This window comes from Nocardiopsis ansamitocini, from assembly GCF_030268225.1.
Lineage (GTDB): Bacteria > Actinomycetota > Actinomycetes > Streptosporangiales > Streptosporangiaceae > Nocardiopsis_D > Nocardiopsis_D ansamitocini.
The window spans coordinates 187,069-207,262 of record NZ_BSQG01000008.1 but is presented as its reverse complement, the minus strand read 5'-3'; the positions used below and the strand labels follow the sequence as shown (position 1 = coordinate 207,262).

The 20,194-nt window shown below is 68.8% G+C and carries 18 protein-coding genes and 1 pseudogene; 10 read left to right on the top strand and 9 right to left on the bottom strand.

Annotated features, from left to right (window positions below; translation table 11 throughout):
- From QSJ59_RS20105 to QSJ59_RS20070, 8 genes and pseudogenes are all read left to right on the top strand, one after another.
- Positions 1 to 185, top strand: a pseudogene (locus QSJ59_RS20105) (roadblock/LC7 domain-containing protein); the annotation flags it as partial.
- Positions 186 to 196: 11 nt separating this feature from the next.
- Positions 197 to 571, top strand: a complete 375-nt coding sequence (locus QSJ59_RS20100) for a DUF742 domain-containing protein (RefSeq protein WP_285761262.1) — start codon at positions 197 to 199, stop codon at positions 569 to 571.
- On the top strand, positions 552 to 1,139 hold the full coding sequence (locus QSJ59_RS20095) for a GTP-binding protein (protein WP_285761261.1): 588 nt from the start codon (positions 552 to 554) through the stop codon (positions 1,137 to 1,139). Before QSJ59_RS20100 ends, QSJ59_RS20095 begins: the two co-directional genes overlap by 20 nt.
- A gap of 52 nt (positions 1,140 to 1,191) precedes the next feature.
- Positions 1,192 to 2,151 carry an oxygenase MpaB family protein gene (locus QSJ59_RS20090; RefSeq protein ID WP_285761260.1) on the top strand — a complete coding sequence of 320 codons (960 nt, stop codon included), beginning with the start codon at positions 1,192 to 1,194 and terminating at the stop codon, positions 2,149 to 2,151.
- A gap of 161 nt (positions 2,152 to 2,312) precedes the next feature.
- On the top strand, positions 2,313 to 3,272 hold the full coding sequence (locus QSJ59_RS20085) for an oxygenase MpaB family protein (RefSeq protein ID WP_285761259.1): 960 nt from the start codon (positions 2,313 to 2,315) through the stop codon (positions 3,270 to 3,272).
- Positions 3,273 to 3,349: 77 nt separating this feature from the next.
- The gene (locus tag QSJ59_RS20080; RefSeq protein ID WP_285761258.1) at positions 3,350 to 3,712 is read left to right on the top strand and encodes a hypothetical protein; all 363 of its coding nucleotides are present in this window, start codon (positions 3,350 to 3,352) and stop codon (positions 3,710 to 3,712) included.
- 138 nt (positions 3,713 to 3,850) lie between these two features.
- Entirely contained in the window at positions 3,851 to 4,510 is a 660-nt protein-coding gene (locus QSJ59_RS20075) for a TrmH family RNA methyltransferase (protein ID WP_285761257.1), read from the top strand.
- Entirely contained in the window at positions 4,507 to 7,320 is a 2,814-nt protein-coding gene (locus QSJ59_RS20070; protein WP_285761256.1) for a DEAD/DEAH box helicase family protein, read from the top strand. The genes QSJ59_RS20075 and QSJ59_RS20070 overlap by 4 nt, the downstream gene beginning before the upstream one ends.
- 329 nt (positions 7,321 to 7,649) lie before the next feature.
- Here QSJ59_RS20070 and QSJ59_RS20065 read toward each other — a convergent pair whose 3' ends face one another.
- From QSJ59_RS20065 to QSJ59_RS20055, 3 genes are read right to left on the bottom strand one after another with little or no spacing between them, the layout of a single operon-like run.
- Positions 7,650 to 8,396, bottom strand: a complete 747-nt coding sequence (locus tag QSJ59_RS20065) for a succinate dehydrogenase/fumarate reductase iron-sulfur subunit (RefSeq protein WP_285761255.1) — start codon at positions 8,394 to 8,396, stop codon at positions 7,650 to 7,652.
- The gene (locus QSJ59_RS20060; RefSeq protein WP_285761254.1) at positions 8,393 to 10,333 is read right to left on the bottom strand and encodes a fumarate reductase/succinate dehydrogenase flavoprotein subunit; all 1,941 of its coding nucleotides are present in this window, start codon (positions 10,331 to 10,333) and stop codon (positions 8,393 to 8,395) included. The genes QSJ59_RS20065 and QSJ59_RS20060 overlap by 4 nt, the downstream gene beginning before the upstream one ends.
- Positions 10,334 to 11,047: a succinate dehydrogenase cytochrome b subunit gene (locus QSJ59_RS20055; protein ID WP_285761253.1), complete on the bottom strand. Its 714-nt coding sequence runs from the start codon at positions 11,045 to 11,047 to the stop codon at positions 10,334 to 10,336.
- 79 nt (positions 11,048 to 11,126) lie between these two features.
- Here QSJ59_RS20055 and QSJ59_RS20050 point away from each other — a divergent pair, with 79 nt between their 5' ends.
- Complete coding sequence (locus tag QSJ59_RS20050; protein ID WP_285761252.1) at positions 11,127 to 12,065, top strand: LysR family transcriptional regulator; 939 nt, start codon at positions 11,127 to 11,129, stop codon at positions 12,063 to 12,065.
- A 23-nt stretch (positions 12,066 to 12,088) separates the two neighbouring features.
- Here QSJ59_RS20050 and QSJ59_RS20045 read toward each other — a convergent pair whose 3' ends face one another.
- From QSJ59_RS20045 to QSJ59_RS20020, 6 genes are all read right to left on the bottom strand, one after another.
- Positions 12,089 to 13,267, bottom strand: coding sequence for an FAD-dependent monooxygenase (locus QSJ59_RS20045; protein ID WP_285761251.1), 1,179 nt, complete (start codon positions 13,265 to 13,267; stop codon positions 12,089 to 12,091).
- A 66-nt stretch (positions 13,268 to 13,333) separates the two neighbouring features.
- The gene (locus QSJ59_RS20040) at positions 13,334 to 13,924 is read right to left on the bottom strand and encodes a TIGR03086 family metal-binding protein (RefSeq protein WP_285761250.1); all 591 of its coding nucleotides are present in this window, start codon (positions 13,922 to 13,924) and stop codon (positions 13,334 to 13,336) included.
- 127 nt (positions 13,925 to 14,051) lie between these two features.
- Positions 14,052 to 15,941, bottom strand: coding sequence for a translational GTPase TypA (typA, locus tag QSJ59_RS20035; RefSeq protein WP_285761249.1), 1,890 nt, complete (start codon positions 15,939 to 15,941; stop codon positions 14,052 to 14,054).
- Positions 15,942 to 16,116: 175 nt separating this feature from the next.
- On the bottom strand, positions 16,117 to 16,554 hold the full coding sequence (locus tag QSJ59_RS20030) for a (deoxy)nucleoside triphosphate pyrophosphohydrolase (RefSeq protein ID WP_285761248.1): 438 nt from the start codon (positions 16,552 to 16,554) through the stop codon (positions 16,117 to 16,119).
- An 84-nt stretch (positions 16,555 to 16,638) separates the two neighbouring features.
- Entirely contained in the window at positions 16,639 to 17,334 is a 696-nt protein-coding gene (locus QSJ59_RS20025) for a hypothetical protein (RefSeq protein ID WP_285761247.1), read from the bottom strand.
- A 795-nt stretch (positions 17,335 to 18,129) separates the two neighbouring features.
- A complete protein-coding gene (locus tag QSJ59_RS20020; protein ID WP_285761246.1) occupies positions 18,130 to 18,645 on the bottom strand; it encodes an NADPH-dependent FMN reductase in 516 nt (171 codons plus the stop codon).
- Positions 18,646 to 19,034: 389 nt separating this feature from the next.
- Here QSJ59_RS20020 and nagA point away from each other — a divergent pair, with 389 nt between their 5' ends.
- Positions 19,035 to 20,171 (top strand): N-acetylglucosamine-6-phosphate deacetylase, encoded by a 1,137-nt coding sequence (gene nagA / locus QSJ59_RS20015; RefSeq protein WP_285761245.1) that lies wholly within the window; start codon positions 19,035 to 19,037, stop codon positions 20,169 to 20,171.
- Positions 20,172 to 20,194 lie beyond the last annotated feature (23 nt).

Below are 20,194 nucleotides of genomic sequence, written 5' to 3'. Positions count from 1 at the left end.
CCGCAGCAGGCGAAGGCGCCTGCCTCGCCCTCATCGCCGAAGAACAATCCGACGTCGGCCTCATCGCCTACGAAATGAACGTCCTCGTCGACCAAGTCGGCCGCTCACTCGACTCCGCCCCCCGCCATCTTCCGAGCGCCCCAGAAGGCACGATCGGGCAGGCGACCGAGAAAACCACGCGATAGCAGGAGGGACCATGCCGGACGGGCACGCCCCCGAACCTGATATCGACGCGACCAATTCACCGGTCAGGCCCTACATCCTGACTTGGGGACGACAGAACTGTGACGTGGTCCGGCTGGACATGATCAGCGTGGTCATCGCGGCCCGCTCCGATGTCGACGAAATGGCGTTGGAACCCGAGCAGTTGGCGATCCTCACGCTGTGCCGGCGTCCCTTGTCGGTCGCAGAGGTCTCGGCACACATGGACATTCCCGTGGCCGTGGTCAAGGTACTGATCAGTGATCTGATCGGCCGGGGCCACGTCCTCGCCCGCGCCCCCTACACCAGCCAGAGCCCGGTCGGCCGGGACATACTTCAGGCGGTACTCGATGGCATCCAACGACTCTGAACCCGACACCGCTCCCATCCCCCAGGCCCTCAAGATCCTGATCGCCGGGGGCTTCGGCGCGGGCAAGACGACGCTGGTCGGCTCGGTCAGCGAGATCACCCCGCTCAGCACCGAGGAGATCATGACCGAGGCCAGCCTCGGTGTGGACGACCTCAAGGGGGTGGAGGCCAAGACGACCACGACGGTGGCCCTGGACTTCGGCCGGATCACCATCAACCCCGAACTCGTCCTCTACCTCTTCGGCACCCCCGGCCAGCAACGCTTCTGGTTCATGTGGGACGAACTCGCCACCGGCTCCCTGGGCGCCGTGGTCCTGGCCGACACCCGCCGCCTGGACACCTGCTTCCCCTCGGTGGACTTCTTCGAGCGCCGCGGCATCCCCTTCGTCGTCGCCGTCAACTGCTTCGACGACGCCTACTCCTATTCGACGGAGGAGGTCCGCGACGCCCTGGGCATCGGTGCGGGGGTACCGGTGCTGTTGTGCGACGCCAGGGAGCGGGAATCGGGCAAAGAAGTACTGGTGACGCTGATCCAGCACGTGGTGGATTCGGTACCCGCAGGAGTATGACGGCGCGGTACGCGCCAGCAGACGGAACCGGTCAGGTCGGAAGGGAATCAGTGTGAAGCGCTTCGACTGGTATGACGAGATCCACCGCTTGGACGCCGACACCGACTGCCAGGAGATCGTACGCATCCTGGTCGCCCACGAGTTCCCCTGGGACATGTCCAAGTCGTTGGGGATGGCGCTGTTTCGGACGTACGCGGTGCCCGGCATCGGCGGACTCCTGGGCGCGACCCGGGAGTTCACCGGCCGCACCCAGCACCGCTACGACGACACCGCACTGATCATGGGCGAGATGATCCGGCACGGCTTCGGCCCGGGCCGGGGCCGTGACGCGCTGCGTCGGATGAACCAGATGCACCGCTCCTACGACATCAGCAACGACGACTACCGCTACGTCCTGAGCACCTTCGCGGTGATGCCGGTGCGCTGGCTCAACGATCTGGGCTACGGCTGGCGCAAGCTGACCGACCACGAGATCATCGCGCACACCAACTTCTACCGCGACCTCGGTCGGCACATGGGGATCAAGGAGATCCCCGCCGACTACGCCGGATTCGCCGAACTCCTGGACACTTACGAACGCGAGCACTTCGCCTACAGCGAGGGCGGTCGGGCCGTCGCCGACACCACGTTGGAACTGATGGTCGGGTTCTTCCCCGCACGGGTGCGCTGGGCGGTGGAGCCGTTCACCAAGGGCCTGATGGACGCGCATCTGCTGGAGGCGCTGCGTTATCCGCGGGCCTCGTGGTTCTGGAGGAGCGCCGGCCACCGGGCGCTGCGGCTGCGCTCGCGCATCGTGCGGTTCATGCCGCCTCGGGTGGAACCGTTCAGCTACAAGGACAATCCAAACATCATCAGCTACCCCGACGGGTTCGAGCCGAGCCGTATCGGCACCTTCCCCACGGGCTGCCCGGTCCCCCACGACATGATCACCGTCGAAATCCCCGAGACGGGATCCCGGGTACCAGCCCCTGACCAGGCACTTTCCCCTCAGGACGCAGGAAAGCGGGCATAGGCGCGACACGCCCCGAATATTTCAGGGAATGAGTGCGCGAACCCTTTTTTCCATGGGATACCGACACGCCGCTAACGGGTAGTTCTAATGACAGCGGGGCCACCATTGGCCCCGGCTCCCTGATCATCCGGACTGACCGCTAGACGAGCGAGAGCCCCCGTATGAAGCGCTTCGACTGGTATGACGAAATCCACCGTCTGGACCCCGAGACTGACTGCCAGCGCATTCTTCAGATCATCAGCGAGCACGAGTTTCCCTGGGACGTGGAGCAGGCCTTGGGCCTGGCCCTGTATCGGACGTATGCGGTGCCCAGCATCGGCGGACTCCTGGGCGCGACCCGGGAGTTCACCGGCCGCACCCAGCACCGCTACGACGACACCGCACTGCTCCTCAACGACATGCTCCGGTTCGGCTTCGAGCCGGGCCGGGGCCGTGACGCGCTGCGTCGGATGAACCAGATGCACCGCTCCTACGACATCAGCAACGACGACTACCGCTACGTCCTGAGCACCTTCGTGGTGACCCCGGTGCGCTGGCTCAACGATCTGGGCTACGGCTGGCGCAAGCTGACCGACCACGAGATCCGGGCGAGCACCAACTACTACCGTCGGCTGGGGCGGCACATGGGGATCAAGCACATTCCCCTCACGTACGCCGGATTCGCCGAACTCCTGGACACCTACGAGCGCAAGCACTTCGCCTACAGCCATGGCGGGCGCGCGGTCTCCGACGCCACCCTGGAACTGATGGTGAACTTCTACCCCAAGGCGCAGCGTCCCGTGATACGCCCCTTCACGAAGGCCCTGCTGGACCCTTCGCTGATCAGGGCGTTCCGTTACGACGAGCCGTCCCGGTTCTGGCGCGCGGTCGCACACCTGAGCCTGCGCATCCGGGCGAGGGTGGTGCGACTGATGCCGCCGCGCGAGGTCCCCCGGCCCGCCAGCGAGAACCCCAACATCATCAGCTACCCCGACGGGTACGAGCCGAGCCGTATCGGCACCTTCCCCAAGGGCTGCCCGGTCCCACACCGAATGGCCACCGTCGAAATCCCCGGGACCAGCTCCCGCGTTCCCATCCCCGGGCAGGCTCTCTCCCCAGATGTGGCCGTGCACAAGATCTGAGGCCACGCCACCGGACCGTCGTGTGGGAACGCGCGCACCACGTGGTCACGTCCGCTTCGAGTCGGAGAAGCCCTTTCATGGACAAGGTCGGCATCGCGACCGCTGTCGCCGGCAAGGTCGCCGGGGATCTCTCCGACGGCGCGCGAAAGCTTCTGGTCGCGCTCCGCGAGAGGCTCAGGGAGCGATTCGCGGAGCACCCCACGGCGTGGGCGGCGTTGGAGGCCGCCCGCGACGAGAACGGAGAGGACCCCGACACCGTGCGCGAACTCGCGGGGCACATCACCGCCGTCGAGGCCGTCGCCTCCGAGGTGCGGTCGTTGACCGACGGGCTTCGGCCGCATTTCGGCACGGACGGGGGCGACGTCACGAACACGGTCGACGCAACCGTGACCGGCGCTGTTGTCCAGGCCCGCGACATCCACGGCGGCGTGCATCTCTGATCCTCGTGCCCTCTGGCGTGCGCTGTTTTGACGGAGCGAACGCATGCCAGGGGGCACGACGGCTCGTCTTCGGGCGAAGCCGGCAGACGGCAGGGCGCCTCAGCGAGTCCATCGCGATGTACGCCTAGACTGGCCTACGTGAGTGAGCAGGTCGTAACACCCCCGGTGACGGAACACGCCCCTGAACGACCCCCTGTCGGGGTCGGCCCCTGGACGGGCCCGTGGCCCGCTGGGGATCACTACGATCCCGAGCTCCTCGCGGAAGGCGATCGCCGCAACGTCGTGGACCAGTACCGTTACTGGCGGCGCGAGGCCATCGTCGCCGACCTCGACACCCAGCGCCACTCCTTCCATGTCGCCGTGGAGAACTGGGAGCACGACTTCAACATCGGCTCCGTGGTACGCACCGCCAATGCCTTCGGTGCCGAGGCCGTGCACATCGTGGGCCGCCGTCGGTGGAACCGCCGCGGCGCAATGGTGACCGAGCGCTACCAGCACGTGCATCACCACCCCGGTACCACCGAGCTCGTGGCCTGGGCCCAGGAACGCGAGCTCCCTCTGGTGGGCATCGACAATCTTCCCGGTTCGGTTCCGCTGGAGACCTATCCCCTGCCGCGTGCCTGCGTCCTGGTGTTCGGCCAGGAGGGACCGGGGCTCTCCGAAGAGGTCCGCGAGGTCTGCGACGCGGTGCTGTCCATCGCCCAGTTCGGCTCCACCCGTTCGATCAACGCGGGGGCGGCCGCCGCAGTGGCCATGCATGCCTGGGTCAGGGCGCACGTCTTCGAACAGGCCGTATGAGCGGTATCGAAACGGCCCGGTGGCCCGGCACCCTGCGCCCCTACCAGCACGACGCACTGTCCGCGCTGGCCGCACGCTGGGAGTCCGGTGAGCGCCGGGCCTGGGTGGTGCTGCCGCCCGGTGCGGGCAAGACCCTCGTCGGTTTGGAGGCGGCCCGGCGGCTGGGCCGCCCTGTGGTCGTGTTCGCCCCCAACACCGCCATCCAGGGCCAGTGGGTCGCGCAATGGAAGTCCTTCACCCGTCCCGACGGGTGCACCGCAGGGACCAGGCGCACCCTGGATGCCGACGTCACGGTCTTGACCTACCAGTCCCTTGCGGTGTTCGACCCCGACGCCGAGACCGATGAGGAGGGTCACGAACTCTCCCTCGTCAAACGCCTGCACGGCAACGGTGCGGCCCTGGTGGAGGCACTGCACGCGGCCGGTCCGGTGACGATCGTGCTGGACGAGTGCCACCATCTCCTCCAGACCTGGGGCAGACTGCTCGCGGAGGTGCTGTCGGGCCTGTCCGACGCCCACGTGATCGGCTTGACCGGGACCCCCGCCGAAACACTGACGGCGACCGAGAGCGGTCTGGTGGCCACGCTCTTCGGCGATCCGATCCACGGCGCGTCCATCCCCGCCCTGGTCCGGGACGGCTACCTCGCGCCCTTCGCCGAACTCGTCTGGGTGACCGAACCCACCACCACCGAGCGCGAGTACATCGGCGACCAAGGACTGCGCTTCACCGAGTTGTGCACCGACCTGCTCGCTCCCGGGTTCGCACGCACCGACTTCCTCACCTGGTTGCACGCACGTTTCGATGAACGCGTCCTGGACACCGGTGAACGTCTGGACTGGGCCAGGCTCGCCGTCCAGGAACCCGAGCTGACCGATGCCGTGCTGCGGTTGCACCACGCCGGGTTGAGCGCGCTGCCCACGGACGCCCGGATGCTGGAACGCCACCGCAGCGCGCCCGACGCCGCCGACTGGATGGCGCTCCTGGGCGACTACGTCACCAATTGCCTGCGCGCCGACCCCGAAAGCACCAACGAGAAGGCCATCGAACGTATTCGGGCCGCGCTGCCGGCGGTCGGCTACACGCTCACCAAGCACGGTATCCGGACCGGCCGCTCCCCGGTCGATCGTGTGCTGGCCCGCAGCACGGCGAAGTCGCAGGGGACCGTGGAGATCGCCGCTGCGGAGTCGGCCTCGTTGGGGTCGCGGCTGCGCGCACTGGTTTTGTGCGACCACGAGCGCGCCACCGCCCGACCGTCCGCGCGACTGCGCGAGGTATTGGGCGACCACGCGGGTTCGGCGTGGTTGCAGTTGGAACTGCTGGTCGCCGACGAGCGCAGCCGCGCGCTGCGACCGATGCTGGTCACCGGTCGCACGGTGGCCGCCGACCTGCGCACCGCCGAGGACTTCATCGCCTTCGCCGGATCACGCAGACCCGGACTCGACCTGATCATCGATGCCGACGACGACAGCCCGGTGGTGCGCGTCGAGGGCCGCTGGTCCTCCCGCAGCTGGGTTCGCCTGGTCACCGAGTATCTGGAGAGCGGGGCCTGCCAGATCCTGGTGGGAACCCGGGGTCTCCTCGGTGAGGGATGGGATGCCCGCGGAGTCAACACCGTCATCGACCTGACCACCGCCACCACGCCCACGGCCGTCGTCCAGGGACGGGGGCGGGCACTGCGCCTGGATCCTTCCTGGCCGGACAAGACCGCGCACACCTGGACGGTGGTGTGCGTCAGTGACGCCCACCCCAAGGGGGGCGCGGACTGGGATCGCTTCGTGCGCAAGCACGAGGGATACCTCGGGGTGGCCGCGGACGGCGAGGTGATGAGCGGGGTCGCCCACGTCGACCCGGCGCTGTCGCCCTACGAACCGCCCGCGGTCGCCGACCTGGACGCGCTCAACGCCCGGATGCTGAGCCGTGCGGAGAACCGCTCGGTCACGCGCGCGCGGTGGCGGATCGGGCAGTCCTATACCGACGAGTTGCTGTCCACCCTGCGGATGCGTCCCGCACGGAGCGGACCGGTGGTGCCCCGTCCCGCGGGCCGGACACCCGAGCCGCCGGCTGCGGTGCCGGCCATGGCGGGGATCAGCACCTCGGAGCGACCGTCCCTGGAACCGACCCGCCGCTCGCTCCTGGCCGGTGGTGCGGTGTTCGTGGGCGTTCTGGTGACGGGAATAACGCTGCTGGGCCTGCCCGCCGGGGCACCCTTGATCGCGGCGCTCCTGGTGGCCCTTGTCTCCGAGCGCCTCACCGCGCGGGGGCCGCGGATGCGCCGCGCCGTGGAACTGGTCCGCGGCACGGCCGGTGAGCCCGACCTGGTGCACTTCGGCTACGCCGTGGCCGACGCGCTGCACGGAGCCGGGCACTCGTCGGTGGGCGCGCGCGGGGTGCGCCTGGACGTGGATTCCGACGCCACCCTGCGGTTGACCCTCACCGGGGCGGGCCCCCAGGCGGCTGCGGCGTTCAGCACGGCCCTGGATGAACTGGTCTCGCCGTTGGTGGGCAATCCCCGGTATATCGTTGCCCGTTACCTGCTGGATCGACCGGGGGGCCGGCACGCGGAACGGGCGGTCGCCAAGGCGTGGTTGCGCGGCAAGGCTCCGGAGAACGCGATGGTCTTCCACGCGGTGCCCGCCCTGCTGGCCCGCAACAGAACCGGGGCCGAGGCGTTCGCAACAGCCTGGAACCGTTGGATCTCCGCCGGCGGGACCGTCTACACGGCAAGCTCAGCGGGCTCCCGACTGCTCTACGCCTATTACGCCACCGACCCCTACCCGGTGGAAACGGCATCGCGACTGACCTGGTCGTAGCCCTGTCACACGGGTTCGGGGCCCGCCCTGCGCCGCGCGATTCCCGTGAAACGGTCCTCAGGGTCCGCCGGTCCGCGACCGGATGCCGACGCGTCCCGCGCCGCCGGTTCCCCGGTGCGGCGGGCGGCCGGGGCCGGGGAAGCGGTCCGGTCCTCGTACAAGCCACCAGCCGGGGTCCGTTCCCGCCGAAGGCAGCTCCTTCCCCGGTGGTCACCGAACCGGGAGCACGCCTGCCGGGGCCGTCCCCCACGGGGACGCCTGCTCCTGGGAACGACGAACGCCCTTCCCCTCCGGTTAGGAGGGGAAGGGCGTCGCGATCCGGCCCGGCGTTACAGGTTGCCGGTGGCCAGGGCCCCCAGCAGGTCCTTGTTGAGCTGGGAGATCGTGTCCAGCGGGATGCCCTTGGGGCAGACCGCGGCGCACTCACCGATGTTGGTGCAGCCGCCGAAGTCCTCCTCGTCGTGCTGGTTCACCATCTTGACCACGCGGGCCGCCCGCTCGGGCTGCCCCTGCGGGAGCAGGCCCAGGTGGGTGACCTTGGCCGCGGTGAACAGCATGCCCGAGGCGTTGGGGCAGGCCGCCACGCACGCCCCGCAGCCGATGCAGGTGGCCGCGTCGAAGGCACGGTCGGCGTCGGTCTTGGGGATCGGCGCGGCGTGGGCGTCGGGCGCGGTCCCCGTGGGGGCGCTGATGTAGCCGCCCGCCTGGATGATGCGGTCGAAGGAGCCGCGGTCGACGACCAGGTCCTTGATGACCGGGAACGCCTTGGCGCGCCACGGCTCGACGTCGATGGTGTCGCCGTCCTTGAAGCTGCGCATGTGCAGCTGGCAGGTGGTGGTGACCTCCGGGCCGTGCGAGACGCCGTTGATCACCACGCCACAGGCGCCGCAGATTCCCTCACGGCAGTCGTGGTCGAAGGCGATCGGGTCGTCGCCGGAGACCGTGAGCTTCTCGTTGAGGACGTCGAGCATCTCAAGGAAGGACATGTCCGGAGAGACGTCCTCAACCTTGTAGGTGACCATCCGGCCTTCGTCGGCCTTGCCTTTCTGGCGCCAAACGCGCAGTGTGATGTTCACTTGTAGCTCCGCTGCTTCATCTCGACGTACTCGTATTCCAGAGCTTCCTTGTGCAGGACCGGGCGCTGGCCGGTGCCGGCGAACTCCCAAGCCGACACGTAGGCGAACTCCGCGTCGTTGCGCAGGGCCTCGCCGTCCTCGGTCTGGCTCTCCGCGCGGAAGTGGCCGCCGCAGGACTCGGCGCGTGCGAGCGCGTCCACGCACATGAGCTCGGCCAGCTCGAAGAAGTCGGCCACGCGGCCGGCCCGCTCCAGAGCCTGGTTGAGCTCCTCGTTGGTCCCGGTCACCTTGACGTTCTGCCAGAACTCGTCCCGCAGCTCACGGATGCGCGAGATGGCCTTGCGCAGACCCTCGTCGCTGCGCTCCATGCCGCAGTAGTCCCACATGATGTGGCCGAGCTCCTTGTGGAAGGAGTCCACGGTGCGGGTGCCGTTGATGGAGAGCAGGGTGTCGATGCGCTCGCGCACCGAGTCCGCCGCCTCCTTGGCCTCCGGGTGGGTCTCGTCGACCTTCTCGAACGGACCGTCGGCGAGATAGTCGTTGATGGTGTTGGGCAGTACGAAGTACCCGTCGGCCAGCCCCTGCATGAGGGCGCTCGCGCCCAGGCGGTTGGCACCGTGGTCGGAGAAGTTGGCCTCACCGGTCACGAACAGGCCGGGGATGTTGCTCTGCAGGTCGTAGTCGACCCACAGTCCGCCCATCGTGTAGTGGACGGCCGGGTAGATACGCATCGGCAGCTCGTAGGGGTTCTCCCCCGTGATGCGCTGGTACATGTCGAAGAGGTTGCCGTACTTGGCTTCGACGGTGGAGCGGCCCATGCGCTTGATCGCGTCGGCGAAGTCCAGGTAGACCCCCAGGCCTCCGGGGCCCACACCGCGGCCCTCGTCGCAGACGTTCTTGGCCGCGCGCGAGGCGATGTCACGGGGTACGAGGTTGCCGAAGGCGGGGTAGATGCGCTCCAGGTAGTAGTCGCGCTCCTCCTCGGGGATCTCGCGCGGGTCGCGGGTGTCCCCGCCCTCCTTGGGCACCCAGATGCGGCCGTCGTTGCGCAGCGACTCGCTCATCAGGGTCAGCTTGGACTGGTAGTCGCCGCTGACCGGGATGCAGGTCGGGTGGATCTGCGTGTAGCAGGGGTTCGCGAACAGCGCGCCCTTGCGGTGCGCCCGCCAGGTGGCGGTGACGTTGCAGCCCATGGCGTTGGTCGACAGGAAGAAGACGTTGCCGTAGCCGCCGGAGGCCAGGACCACCGCGTCGGCGAAGTGGGTCTCGATCTCGCCGCTGACCATGTCGCGCACGATGACGCCGCGCGCCTTGCCGTCCACGACGATGAGTTCGAGCATCTCGTGCCGGGTGTGCATCTCCACGCTGCCGGCTGCGATCTGGCGCTCCAGCGCCTGGTAGGCGCCGATGAGGAGCTGCTGCCCCGTCTGGCCGCGCGCGTAGAAGGTACGCGAGACCTGTACGCCGCCGAAGGAGCGGTTGTCGAGCAGGCCGCCGTATTCACGGGCGAAGGGCACGCCCTGGGCCACGCACTGGTCGATGATCTCGACGCTGACCTGGGCCAGGCGGTACACGTTGGACTCGCGGGAGCGGAAGTCGCCTCCCTTGACGGTGTCGTAGAACAGCCGGTAGATGCTGTCACCGTCGTTGCGGTAGTTCTTGGCCGCGTTGATGCCGCCCTGCGCGGCGATGCTGTGCGCACGCCGGGGGCTGTCCTGGTAGCAGAAGCTCTTGACGTTGTAGCCGGCCTCGCCCAGGGTGGCGGCCGCGGAGGCGCCGGCCAGACCGGTGCCCACGATGATGACCGAGAGCTTGCGCCGGTTGGCGGGGTTCACCAGCTTGGCGGAGAAGCGTCGCTTGTCCCAGCGCTGCTCGATCGGTCCTTCGGGCGCCTTCTCGTCGCGGATCGGGTCGCCCTCGATGTACAGCTCAGTCATTTAACCCACCAGTCCAAAGAGAACGGAGAACGGGGGAACGAGGAACCCGAGCGTGAGCACAACGGCGATCGCGGTCGCGACCAGGTTGATCGTGCGCTGACGGGAAGCCTTGTTCTGACCCAGGGTCTGGGTCGCGCTCCAGATGCCGTGCCGCAGGTGGAAGCCCACCGCAGCCATGGCGATCACGTAGACAAGGACGACCCACCAGATCTGGAACCCGTGCACGACACGCTCGTAAGGGCTGCTGGACGGCCCACCCGGAGCGATGTTGTTCGTGGTCAGGTGCAGGATGTGGAAGATCACGAACAGCAGGACGACGATGCCGCCCCACCGCATGGTGAAGGACGCGTAGCTGCGCTGCACACCGGTCCGGTTCTTGGAGCTGTGGTACCGCTGTCCGCCGACAGAGGTGGCCCGCTTGGCGCGGGCCCACAGCACGAAGGCCGAGTAGGCGTGGATGAGGACGCTCGCCAGGAGGACGATGCGAATGATCCACAGTGTGCCGGCGTACGGGAGCATCGGCTCGCCGAGCTCGCGCAGGTGGTGCGAGTAGTTGTCGAAGACCTCCTGGCCTCCGAAGATCATGAGATTGCCGTACATATGCGCGATCAAGAACAGCACAAGGACGAGGCCGGTGACCGCCATCGCGGATTTGAGCGCCACCGTCGACCTGAATGCCGTTGACCGCTGCTTGGTCAGGGTACTGTTCGCCACAGTGTGAACTTTAGGGCTGGATTAACACGATCGTCTAAGTCATAGGAACGCTGGTGACGATAGACGTAGGCTATGAGGCATGCAGTTTCAGCAGCTCGCCTACTTCCTCGCGGTGGCCGAGACCCGGCATTTCACCCGCGCAGCGGAGGTATCGCGCGTCGCGCAGCCGAGCCTGAGCAAGCAGATCAGGGCCTTGGAGGAGGAACTGGGTGCATCGTTATTCGTTCGCGCCCGGGGAAATATCACACTGACTCCGGCCGGTGAGGCCCTGTTGCCGCTGGCCCAGCGCATCCTGACCGACGTGGAAACGGCCCGGCGCGAGGTCCAGGAGCTCGCCGGCATGCGACGCGGCCGGGTTCGCCTGGGCGCCACCCCCTCCTTGTGCGCGGGGCTGCTGGCCGACGCGCTGTCGCTGTTCCACCGCCGCTTCCCCGGCATCGAACTGCGGGTGGAGGAGGGCGGGTCGCGCGACCTCATCCGCGCCCTCGGGCGCGGCGAACTCGACCTCGCACTGATCATCCTGCCGCTGCACAGCAGCGACCCCGAGTTCGTGACCACCCCGATTCTGCGCGAGAGCCTGGTCGTGGCCAGTTCGATGGATCTGCCCGCGCCCTGTGTGCGGGCCTCGATGCGCATCGTCGATCTGCGCGACAAGCCGTTGGTGATGTTCCGGCAGGGCTACGACGTGCGCGACGCGACCCTGCACGCCTGCCGGGCAGCAGGATTCGAGCCACGCCTCGCGGTGGAGGGCGGCGAGATGGACGCGGTGCTGCGCTTCGTGGAGGCGGGCCTGGGCCTGGCGGTGGTACCGAGCATGGTGCTGCGCAACCGCCCCAAACTGCGTGGCACCCCACTGGCCCAACCCCGGTTGATGCGCACGATAGCGCTGGCCCACCGCAAGGACGTCGCGCCCTCCCACACCGCCACTGCGTTTCGCCGCAGTCTGATGAACCACCTCTCCGGTCTCACCGACGCCGAACTGGAGGACCTGGAAGTGGTGGCGTCGCCGGTGGAATGACTCCCCCGCGCGGAGCGAAGCGGTCATACCCGGGCGGTCTCGGTGGGCGGCTGCCAGTCCAGGACCGGGCGCAGGTAGCGCGACATCAGTGTGGCCGGCAGACGCCCCATGACGCTGGCACCGGTGTCACGGAACCGGTTGAGCAGGGCGGACTCGCTCTGGGTGGTCTCGGCGATCTGGGCGGAGCGCTGCGCGATCAGGCTGGTCCTGCCGATCCGGACGTCGGTGTAGGAGCGCAGCGCCGTCGGAACGTAAGCGGTGGACCCGTTGATGTGGTGGGCGAGCACCACCGCGTCCTCGATGGCCTGGCAGGCGCCCTGCCCCAGGTTGGGGGTCATGGCGTGCGCCGCGTCGCCGAGGAGCGCGACCCTGCCCTTGTGGTAGGCGGGGAGGGGAGTGGCGATGTGCCAGACGTCGGTGCGCAGGACGGCTTCGGGGGCGACACCGGCAACCAGTCCGGGGATGGGGTCGTGCCATTCGGCGAGCAGGCCGGCGATCTCGGCCCGTTCGTCCTTGGCGCGCTCCCCCGCCGGGGCGTTGGCGGTGACGTAGCAGTAGACGCGCCCGCCCGGGAGCGGCAGCACACCGGCGGTGACCCCGCATCCCCAGGATTCGCCGTAGTCGATCGGCTCCTGAGGTGCGTCCACGATGAACCGCCAACTGGTGAAGCCCGCGTAGACCGGACCGGGGTGTTCGAGGAAGAGCGCGGGGCGGATCATCGAGCGGATACCGTCGGCGGCCACGACGAGGTCGGCGGTGAGCTCCCCGGCGTCCGTGCCCACCCGTGCGAGTTGGCGGGTGTCGCCGGGCTCCACGCTGGTGACGGTGGTCGCGGTGCGCAGGGCTCCGGCGGGGAGCCGGGTGAGCAGTACGTCCACGAGGTCGGCCCGGGGGACGACCACGACGGAGTCCCCGAAGAAGCGCCGGAGGTCCTCGGCGTCGGTGCGCACCAGCCAGCGGCCGTCTTTGCGGCGCAGACCGGCACGGCCCTGGGTGACGGCGCAGGCGCGTAGTTCGTCGCCGAGGTCGAGGGCGTCGAGCGCGCGCAGTCCGTTGGGGGCGACCCCGAGGCCGGCCCCGACGGGCTCGATCGCCGGAGAGCGTTCGCAGACGGTGACGGCCCACCCCTTGCGGTGCAGTGCCACCGCGGCCGCGAGCCCGCCGATTCCTCCTCCGACCACGACCGCGTGCGGCTGAGCCATTGAGCTGCCCTTCGGTGGATGGGGGTGGACGCGCTCCGTGAAGGAGCCGGCGTCTTTCCCACCAGGCTAGGGTCGTCTCCCCAAGAACGCCACGAGTTGCCGAGTTTTGGTGTCTTTCGCCCCGACCCGGACTTCCGGCCCGAGGATGCCTCCGCGAACCTCTGGGCGCACGAACGTCTCAGCGAAGGACATGATGTCCTCGGCCAGCGGATCGGGGATGGTGTCGTCCGCACCGACGGCGCGCGCGATGTCCCAGCCGTGCACGACCGCGTCCATGGCGATCAACTTGGCCACGAGCGCTGCGGGCATCGTGGCGCCGGGCATTCGGACGCCGCGCCGCCATGCCTCGTCGGAGGCGAAGACCCGGCGCGTGGTGCCCGCGGCAACGGCGAACGCTCCCACGGGGTGCCCCTCGAAGGGGACGGCTGCGGTGCGTTCGGGGGCGAGTGCGCGGGGATCGACCTCGTCCCCACGGACGAGGTCGGCGAGCAGGGCCGTGGAGGACACCAGGTGGTTGAGGAGCTGCCCGAGGTTCCACTCCGAACAGGGGGTGGGGACACTCAGCGGGGTCTCGCCGATTTCGAGTATCCGGTGCGTGGCGAAATCGAGGCTGGTCTCCAACAAGGCGCGGTCCGACATCGCAATCCAATCGATCATGTGTACGAATTGCTATTCGTATCATGGGAAAACGACAGTCCGGCAGTGTCCGGGCGGGAACGATGCGCAGATGCGGACGGCCCGCCCCGGTGCTCGATACCGGGACGGGCCGTGGGCGGTGTGCGGGTCAGGAACCGCGCTTCTTGTGGGCCAGGGAGCGGGCGCGCTCCTTCTGGTCCAGGACGACCTTGCGGATGCGCACGGCGTCGGGGGTGACCTCGACGCACTCGTCCTCGCGGCAGAACTCCAGGGCCTGCTCCAGGGACAGCTTGCGCGGGGGAACCAGGCGCTCCAGCTCGTCACCGGTGGAGGAGCGCATGTTGGTGAGCTTCTTCTCCTTGGTGATGTTGACGTCCATGTCGTCGGAACGGGAGTTCTCGCCGACGATCATGCCCTCGTACACCTCGGTGGTGGGCTCGACGAAGAGCGTGCCGCGCTCCTGCAGGTTGGACATCGCGAAGCTGACCGCCACACCGGCGCGGTCGGCCACCAGCGAGCCGTTCTGGCGGGTGCGCAGCTCGCCGAACCAGGGGGCGAAGTCCTCGAAGACGTGGTGGGCGATGCCGGTACCACGGGTCTCGGTGAGGAACTCGGTGCGGAACCCGATCAGACCGCGCGAGGGAACCACCCAGTCCATCCGGACCCAGCCGGTGCCGTGGTTGCTCATGTTCTCCATGCGGCCCTTGCGGATGTTGAGCAGCTGGGTGATGGCGCCCAGGTACTCCTCGGGGGCGTCCACCGTCAGGCGCTCGACCGGCTCGTGCAGCTTGCCGTCGATCTGCTTGGTGACGACCTGCGGCTTGCCGACGGTCAGCTCGTAGCCTTCACGCTTCATCTGCTCGACCAGGATGGCCAGCGCCAGCTCACCACGGCCCTGGACCTCCCAGGCGTCGGGACGCTCGGTGGGCAGGATGCGCAGGCTGACGTTGCCGATGAGCTCGCGGTCGAGGCGGTCCTTGACCAGGCGCGCGGTGACCTTGGACCCCTTGGCCTTGCCGACCAGCGGGGAGGTGTTGGTACCGATGGTCATGGAGATGGCCGGCTCGTCCACCGTGATCAGCGGCAGCGGGCGCGGGTCGGCCGGGTCGGCGAGGGTCTCGCCGATCATGATCTCGGGGATGCCGGCGATCGCGATGATGTCGCCGGGGCCGGCCTTCTCCGCGGGCTTGCGCTCCAGCGCTTCGGTCATCAGCAGCTCGGTGATCTTGACCTGCTGGGAGGTGCCGTCGCCACGGATCCACGCGACCTGCTGGCCCTTGCGGATCTCGCCCTGGTGCACCCGGCACAGCGCGATGCGGCCCAGGAACGGGGAGGCGTCGAGGTTGGTGACGTGGGCCTGAAGCGGGGCGCCCGGGGTGTACTCGGGGGCCGGAATGGTGTTCAGGATGGTGCTGAACAGCGGCTGGAGGTTCTCGCTGTCGGGCACGGTGGCGTCGGCGGGACGCTCCAGGGACGCCTTGCCGTCACGGGCGCAGGCGTAGACGATCGGGAACTCGATCTGCTCCTCGGTGGCGTCGAGGTCCATGAACAGTTCGTAGGTGTCGTCCACGACCTCGGCGATACGGCTGTCGGGGCGGTCGACCTTGTTGATGACCAGGATGACCGGCATCTTGGCGGCCAGTGCCTTGCGCAGCACGAACCGGGTCTGGGGCAGCGGGCCCTCACTGGCGTCCACCAGGAGCACGACACCGTCCACCATGGACAGGCCGCGCTCGACCTCGCCGCCGAAGTCGGCGTGGCCCGGGGTGTCGATGATGTTGATGACGACGTCTTCGCCCTCAGGCGTCGTGTAGTGGACCGCGGTGTTCTTGGCGAGAATGGTGATGCCCTTCTCGCGCTCCAGGTCGTTGGAGTCCATGACGCGGTCATCGACGTCCTGGTTGGAGCGGAACACACCGGACTGCCAGAGCATGGCGTCCACGAGGGTGGTCTTGCCATGGTCGACGTGGGCGACGATGGCGACGTTGCGGATGTCTGTACGGCGCACAGAGCCGTCGGCGGGCGTGGCGGTGGGCATGCGAAAGTCTCGATCTCATCTGCTGGGGAAACACCGCGACTCCCGCGGCCAACTACCAGTTTATGCCGTGATGATGGACGCACCGAGAAACGTGCAGGTCAGTCAGTGTCAGTGTGGACACATCCCGGTACTTTCCGCACGAAATGACTGTTGTGGACCGCCGAAAACCGTTGCCTCATGGCGGCTGCGTCCCAACCGGCGGGGCACCACCGCTCAGGCGGGACCGAATGTGGTCGAGGAACGGCAGGTCAGCGGGGAGCCAGTCGACGGTGGAGAGGGTGTCGGCGGTGAGCCAGCGCAATTCGAGGTGTTCGAGGGCCTCGGGTTCGCCCGTTGTCAGCTCCGCGGTCCATACACGCAGCAGTGCGCGGGGGGCGTTGGGCCGCACCGGCAGCAGGACGTCGGGGCCGACCCGTTCGATCGGGCGGATGCGCACGCCCAGCTCCTCGTGGCACTCGCGTACGAGAGCGGCCTCGTCGGTCTCGCCCGGATCCACCTTGCCGCCCGGGAGTTCCCATCGTCCGCGCAGGTGTGCGGGACTGGCGCGCTGCGCGGCGAGGACCGAGCCGCCCCTGACGATCGCGGCGCCGACGACTATCTGGGTTGGGATCATGGGGGGAAACGTTACCCACCCCGGGGCCCGCACCCCGGCGAACCCGGATCGGGAGCACGCGGCGGGGGTCCCGCGCCCATCGGCTCACCTGCGGGCGAACCGCCGGTGCTCGTCGGCGGCGATCGCACGCTTCCCGCAGCAGTTCTTGTACCGGCGAGGTGCGCCGCAGCCGCAGGGCGCGTTGCGTTCGGGCAGCCGGCAGGACGGCGTCGGGAACGAAGCGGGCCCGGAGACGAACGCGGCGACCTTGGCGTCGAGTGCGTCGACGGGCAGGCCCGTCTCCGCGCGAAGCCTGGAGCGTCCGGTGAGGGCGTCGAGGATGCCGACGTGGCGAGCGAGATCCAGCGGCCAGAAGTGCGCGAGCTCGGCGAGGGGCCGGGTGCAGGCGCGGTCGTAGAACTCAAGGGCCTCGCCCGCGCGCCCCAGGGACTCCAGGAGGCGGGCGGCAGAGCAGGCCGCGGACTCGGTGAGCTCGCTCCCCCGCAGGGCTCGCACGTCCTGATCGAACTCCGGGATGCGGCCCTGGTCGGCGAGGATTTCCATACGGCGCAGGCGGGCGGCCCCGACTCCTGTTCCGTCGCCCTCTGCGATGGCCTCGGTGCATAGGCGAAGAGCGTGCCGGGACTGTCCCGCCCGGTGCCAGAACCTGGCAGCCTCGCCCAGGAGCTCGGCACGGTCCTCCCCGAACAGCAGGGCATCGGTCTCGAACCGCACGGCCTGCTGGCACAACCGGTCCTGGTCGTAACCGGTCAGAAAATCGCACGCCTGGTTCGACTCCATGGGTGGAGCGTAATTCGACGCGACCGCGCGCACTGTGGAAACCGAAGAAATCGACAGGATCGGCCGAGCGCCCCATCACGCGGGGCGAAAGTGAACGGCCGGGGGCGCCGCTGGACCATTCTGCGCATGGGAGGGGTGTGCACAGAGCAGGCCCAGGACGGTGGCGACGGCCCCCGACCGCTGCGGCGCGGCCCCGGGAGAGGTGTGAGCGCACCGCGGTACGGCCGCGGGGAGTCCGTGGAGTTGGCCTCGACCTGCAACCGCAGAATCAACGGTAGAGCGTTGTCGAAGAAAAACAATCGGGCAGTCTGCACGAAAAATTGGCGGCCAACCGTGCCTTCTGCACAAAAAATGGCGGGCACTCGCCCACCGATAGCCACGTTGAGCACGTGCGAGGCATCACTGTCCTCCTAGCGCACCACTGCACATAAATCACAATCAATACGCCAATGGCACAGAATACAGAAAATGGACTAATAGTCGACACCGGGTCGCCGCAAAAATGTCGGCGTGCGGGCAGAAAACGGCGGACGCTCCGCGTACTTCGGGCCGATGGGCTCCGCCCCGGCGCGTACGGGGAGCGAGCCGCCCTGGCGACGGAGGCCCGGGGAGCGCACAACGCGACGCGCCGCCATCGCTGGGCGATGGCGGCGCGAGGCACAGAGGGCGAGACGATAAGGATCCGTGGTTCGGACGACCGGCACCGGCCCCCGCACTCAGGGGTCACGCGTGTGAAGCGTCCGGCTCGCCGGGTCGCCGGACCGGGTCTTTTCGGCACCGACGGGAGGTGGCCCCTCAGACAGCGACAGCGAACGCCTGACGCAGTGCGGGGGCGGCGATCTGCGCCCAGACGTCGATGACGCTGAGCGGTTCGGCGAGCTCGTGGCGCGACAGCAGCAGTCCCGGCTCGGCCACCCAGGCGCCGAGGTCGGACAGCAGGACGCGGAGATCATCCTCGATGTTGCGGCCGTTGCGCAGGTCGTCGACGACCGCGATGGGAAGCGCGATCGCGTGGGCCAGACCGAGTTCGGGGACGCGGTCGAGAAAGACCTTGAGCAGGCCGGTGTAGCTGCCGTGCACCTGGGGGGTCGCCACGAGCAGGACGTCGGCCTCGGCGGTGGCCGCGAGGGCGGCGGTGAGGTCGTCGTTGGTGGCGTCGAGCAGGGCGGGGCCGAGCTCGGCGAGGTCGATGACGGTGGTGTCCGCGGCGACCCCGGTGTGCGCTGCGACGGTGTCGGCGGCGTGGACCGCGGCGGTGCGCACGGAGGAGCGGGCTTCGGTGGCGGCGACGAGCACGGTGAAACGGGTCATGGTGATCTCCTGTGGAGGACGGCCAGAGGGCCGGGCACGGTGTGGCGTAGGGAGTCGTCGGGATTAACGAGAGGCGACTTCGAGAGGGGGCTTCCCTAGACCGGACACGACGGCACGTGCACCAACAACACCAAAGGGGTTCGCGTGGGCCGGGGTCGAGCGCGTCGGGAAACCTCAGTGCTCACAGGACATGGGGGTCCTGCTCACTGACGTCAACTACGACAGAGTGCGCTCGCCTGCTGCTTCAGATCGACATGCAGGCGCTGGACAAGCAGCTCACCGGCGGACATGTACCCAATCATGAGTGGGGCCGGCGCTATCGTCAATGCGTGATCGACGGTTTTGTCGATGTGCTGACGTGACGAGGACCACAGGAGGGCATCGTTTCCATGGGCATACTGGCGAACGCACGGCTGGTGACCGCGGACGGGCTCACTCCCGGCTGGCTGCGGATCGAGGGTGAGCGCATCGCCGCGACGGGGACCGGGCCGGCCCCCGAGGGCGGGGAGCCGGTCCGCGACCTCGCCGGCGCCGTCCTGGCCCCCGGTCTCGTGGACGTGCACGTCCACGGTGGGGCGGGTGCGGCGTTCACCGAGACCGCTCCCGAGCGCGCGCTCTCCGTCGTCGAGTTCAATCGCGCGCACGGGGTCACATCGCTGCTGGGCGGACTGGTCGCCGCGACTCCCGAGGACACGCTGCGCCAGGTGGCCGCGCTGGCCGAACTGTGCGAATCCGGCGACCTGGCCGGCATCTACCTGGAGGGGCCCTACATCGCGCGCGGCAAGTGCGGCGCGCACGACCCGGCCCTGCTGCGTGAGCCCGACACCGTGGAGTTCGAGCGCATTCTCAAGGCCGGACGTGGCCACGTCCGGATGATCACCCTGGCACCCGAGCTCCCCGGGGCCCTGGACCTGGTGCACGCGGTCACCGAGTCGGGCGTGGTGGCCGCAGTCGGCCACACCGAGGCCAGTTACGACGAGACCCGAGCCGCGTTCGACGCCGGGGCCACCGTGGCCACCCACCTGTACAACCAGATGCGGCCCCTGCACCACCGCGATCCCGGCCCTATCGCGGCAGCTCTCAACGACGAGCGGGTCACCGTCGAACTGATCAACGACGGCGTGCACGTCCATCCCGGCGCCGCGCGGGTCGCATTCGACGCCGCGGGGGCCGACCGTGTGGCGCTGGTGACCGACGCGATGGCCGCGACGGGCTTGGGCGACGGCGAGTACACCCTCGGCACTTTGCGGGTCCGGGTACTCGGCGGCGAAGCCCGCCTCGTCGATTCCGGTGCGATCGCGAGCAGCACCATCGTGCTGCCCGAAGCGGTCCGCCGCGCCGTGCGCGACCTGGGCGCGACCCCGGCCGACGCCCTGCGCGCGGCCACGGCCACCCCCGCCGCGGCGCTGGGCCTGGCTGCCGGCGTGCTGGCCCCGGGTGCGTGGGCCGACCTCGTGATCATGAACGACGACCTGACGGTGGAGTCGGTCCTGTACCGCGGCCAGGCGGTCGCCGCGCAGAACTGACCGGACGGCCGGTCGGGCTCCGC

Excerpts from the sequence above, each read along its gene's own strand:
- QSJ59_RS20100 (WP_285761262.1), top strand. The coding sequence starts at position 197 with ATGCCGGACGGGCACGCCCCCGAACCTGATATCGACGCGACCAATTCA.
- QSJ59_RS20095 (WP_285761261.1), top strand. The coding sequence starts at position 552 with ATGGCATCCAACGACTCTGAACCCGACACCGCTCCCATCCCCCAGGCC.
- QSJ59_RS20085 (WP_285761259.1), top strand. The coding sequence starts at position 2,313 with ATGAAGCGCTTCGACTGGTATGACGAAATCCACCGTCTGGACCCCGAG.
- QSJ59_RS20080 (WP_285761258.1), top strand. The coding sequence starts at position 3,350 with ATGGACAAGGTCGGCATCGCGACCGCTGTCGCCGGCAAGGTCGCCGGG.
- QSJ59_RS20070 (WP_285761256.1), top strand. The coding sequence starts at position 4,507 with ATGAGCGGTATCGAAACGGCCCGGTGGCCCGGCACCCTGCGCCCCTAC.
- QSJ59_RS20060 (WP_285761254.1), bottom strand. The coding sequence starts at position 10,333 with ATGACTGAGCTGTACATCGAGGGCGACCCGATCCGCGACGAGAAGGCG.
- QSJ59_RS20050 (WP_285761252.1), top strand. The coding sequence starts at position 11,127 with ATGCAGTTTCAGCAGCTCGCCTACTTCCTCGCGGTGGCCGAGACCCGG.
- QSJ59_RS20045 (WP_285761251.1), bottom strand. The coding sequence starts at position 13,267 with ATGGCTCAGCCGCACGCGGTCGTGGTCGGAGGAGGAATCGGCGGGCTC.
- QSJ59_RS20040 (WP_285761250.1), bottom strand. The coding sequence starts at position 13,924 with ATGATCGATTGGATTGCGATGTCGGACCGCGCCTTGTTGGAGACCAGC.
- typA (WP_285761249.1), bottom strand. The coding sequence starts at position 15,941 with ATGCCCACCGCCACGCCCGCCGACGGCTCTGTGCGCCGTACAGACATC.
- QSJ59_RS20030 (WP_285761248.1), bottom strand. The coding sequence starts at position 16,554 with ATGATCCCAACCCAGATAGTCGTCGGCGCCGCGATCGTCAGGGGCGGC.
- QSJ59_RS20025 (WP_285761247.1), bottom strand. The coding sequence starts at position 17,334 with ATGGAGTCGAACCAGGCGTGCGATTTTCTGACCGGTTACGACCAGGAC.
- QSJ59_RS20020 (WP_285761246.1), bottom strand. The coding sequence starts at position 18,645 with ATGACCCGTTTCACCGTGCTCGTCGCCGCCACCGAAGCCCGCTCCTCC.
- nagA (WP_285761245.1), top strand. The coding sequence starts at position 19,035 with ATGGGCATACTGGCGAACGCACGGCTGGTGACCGCGGACGGGCTCACT.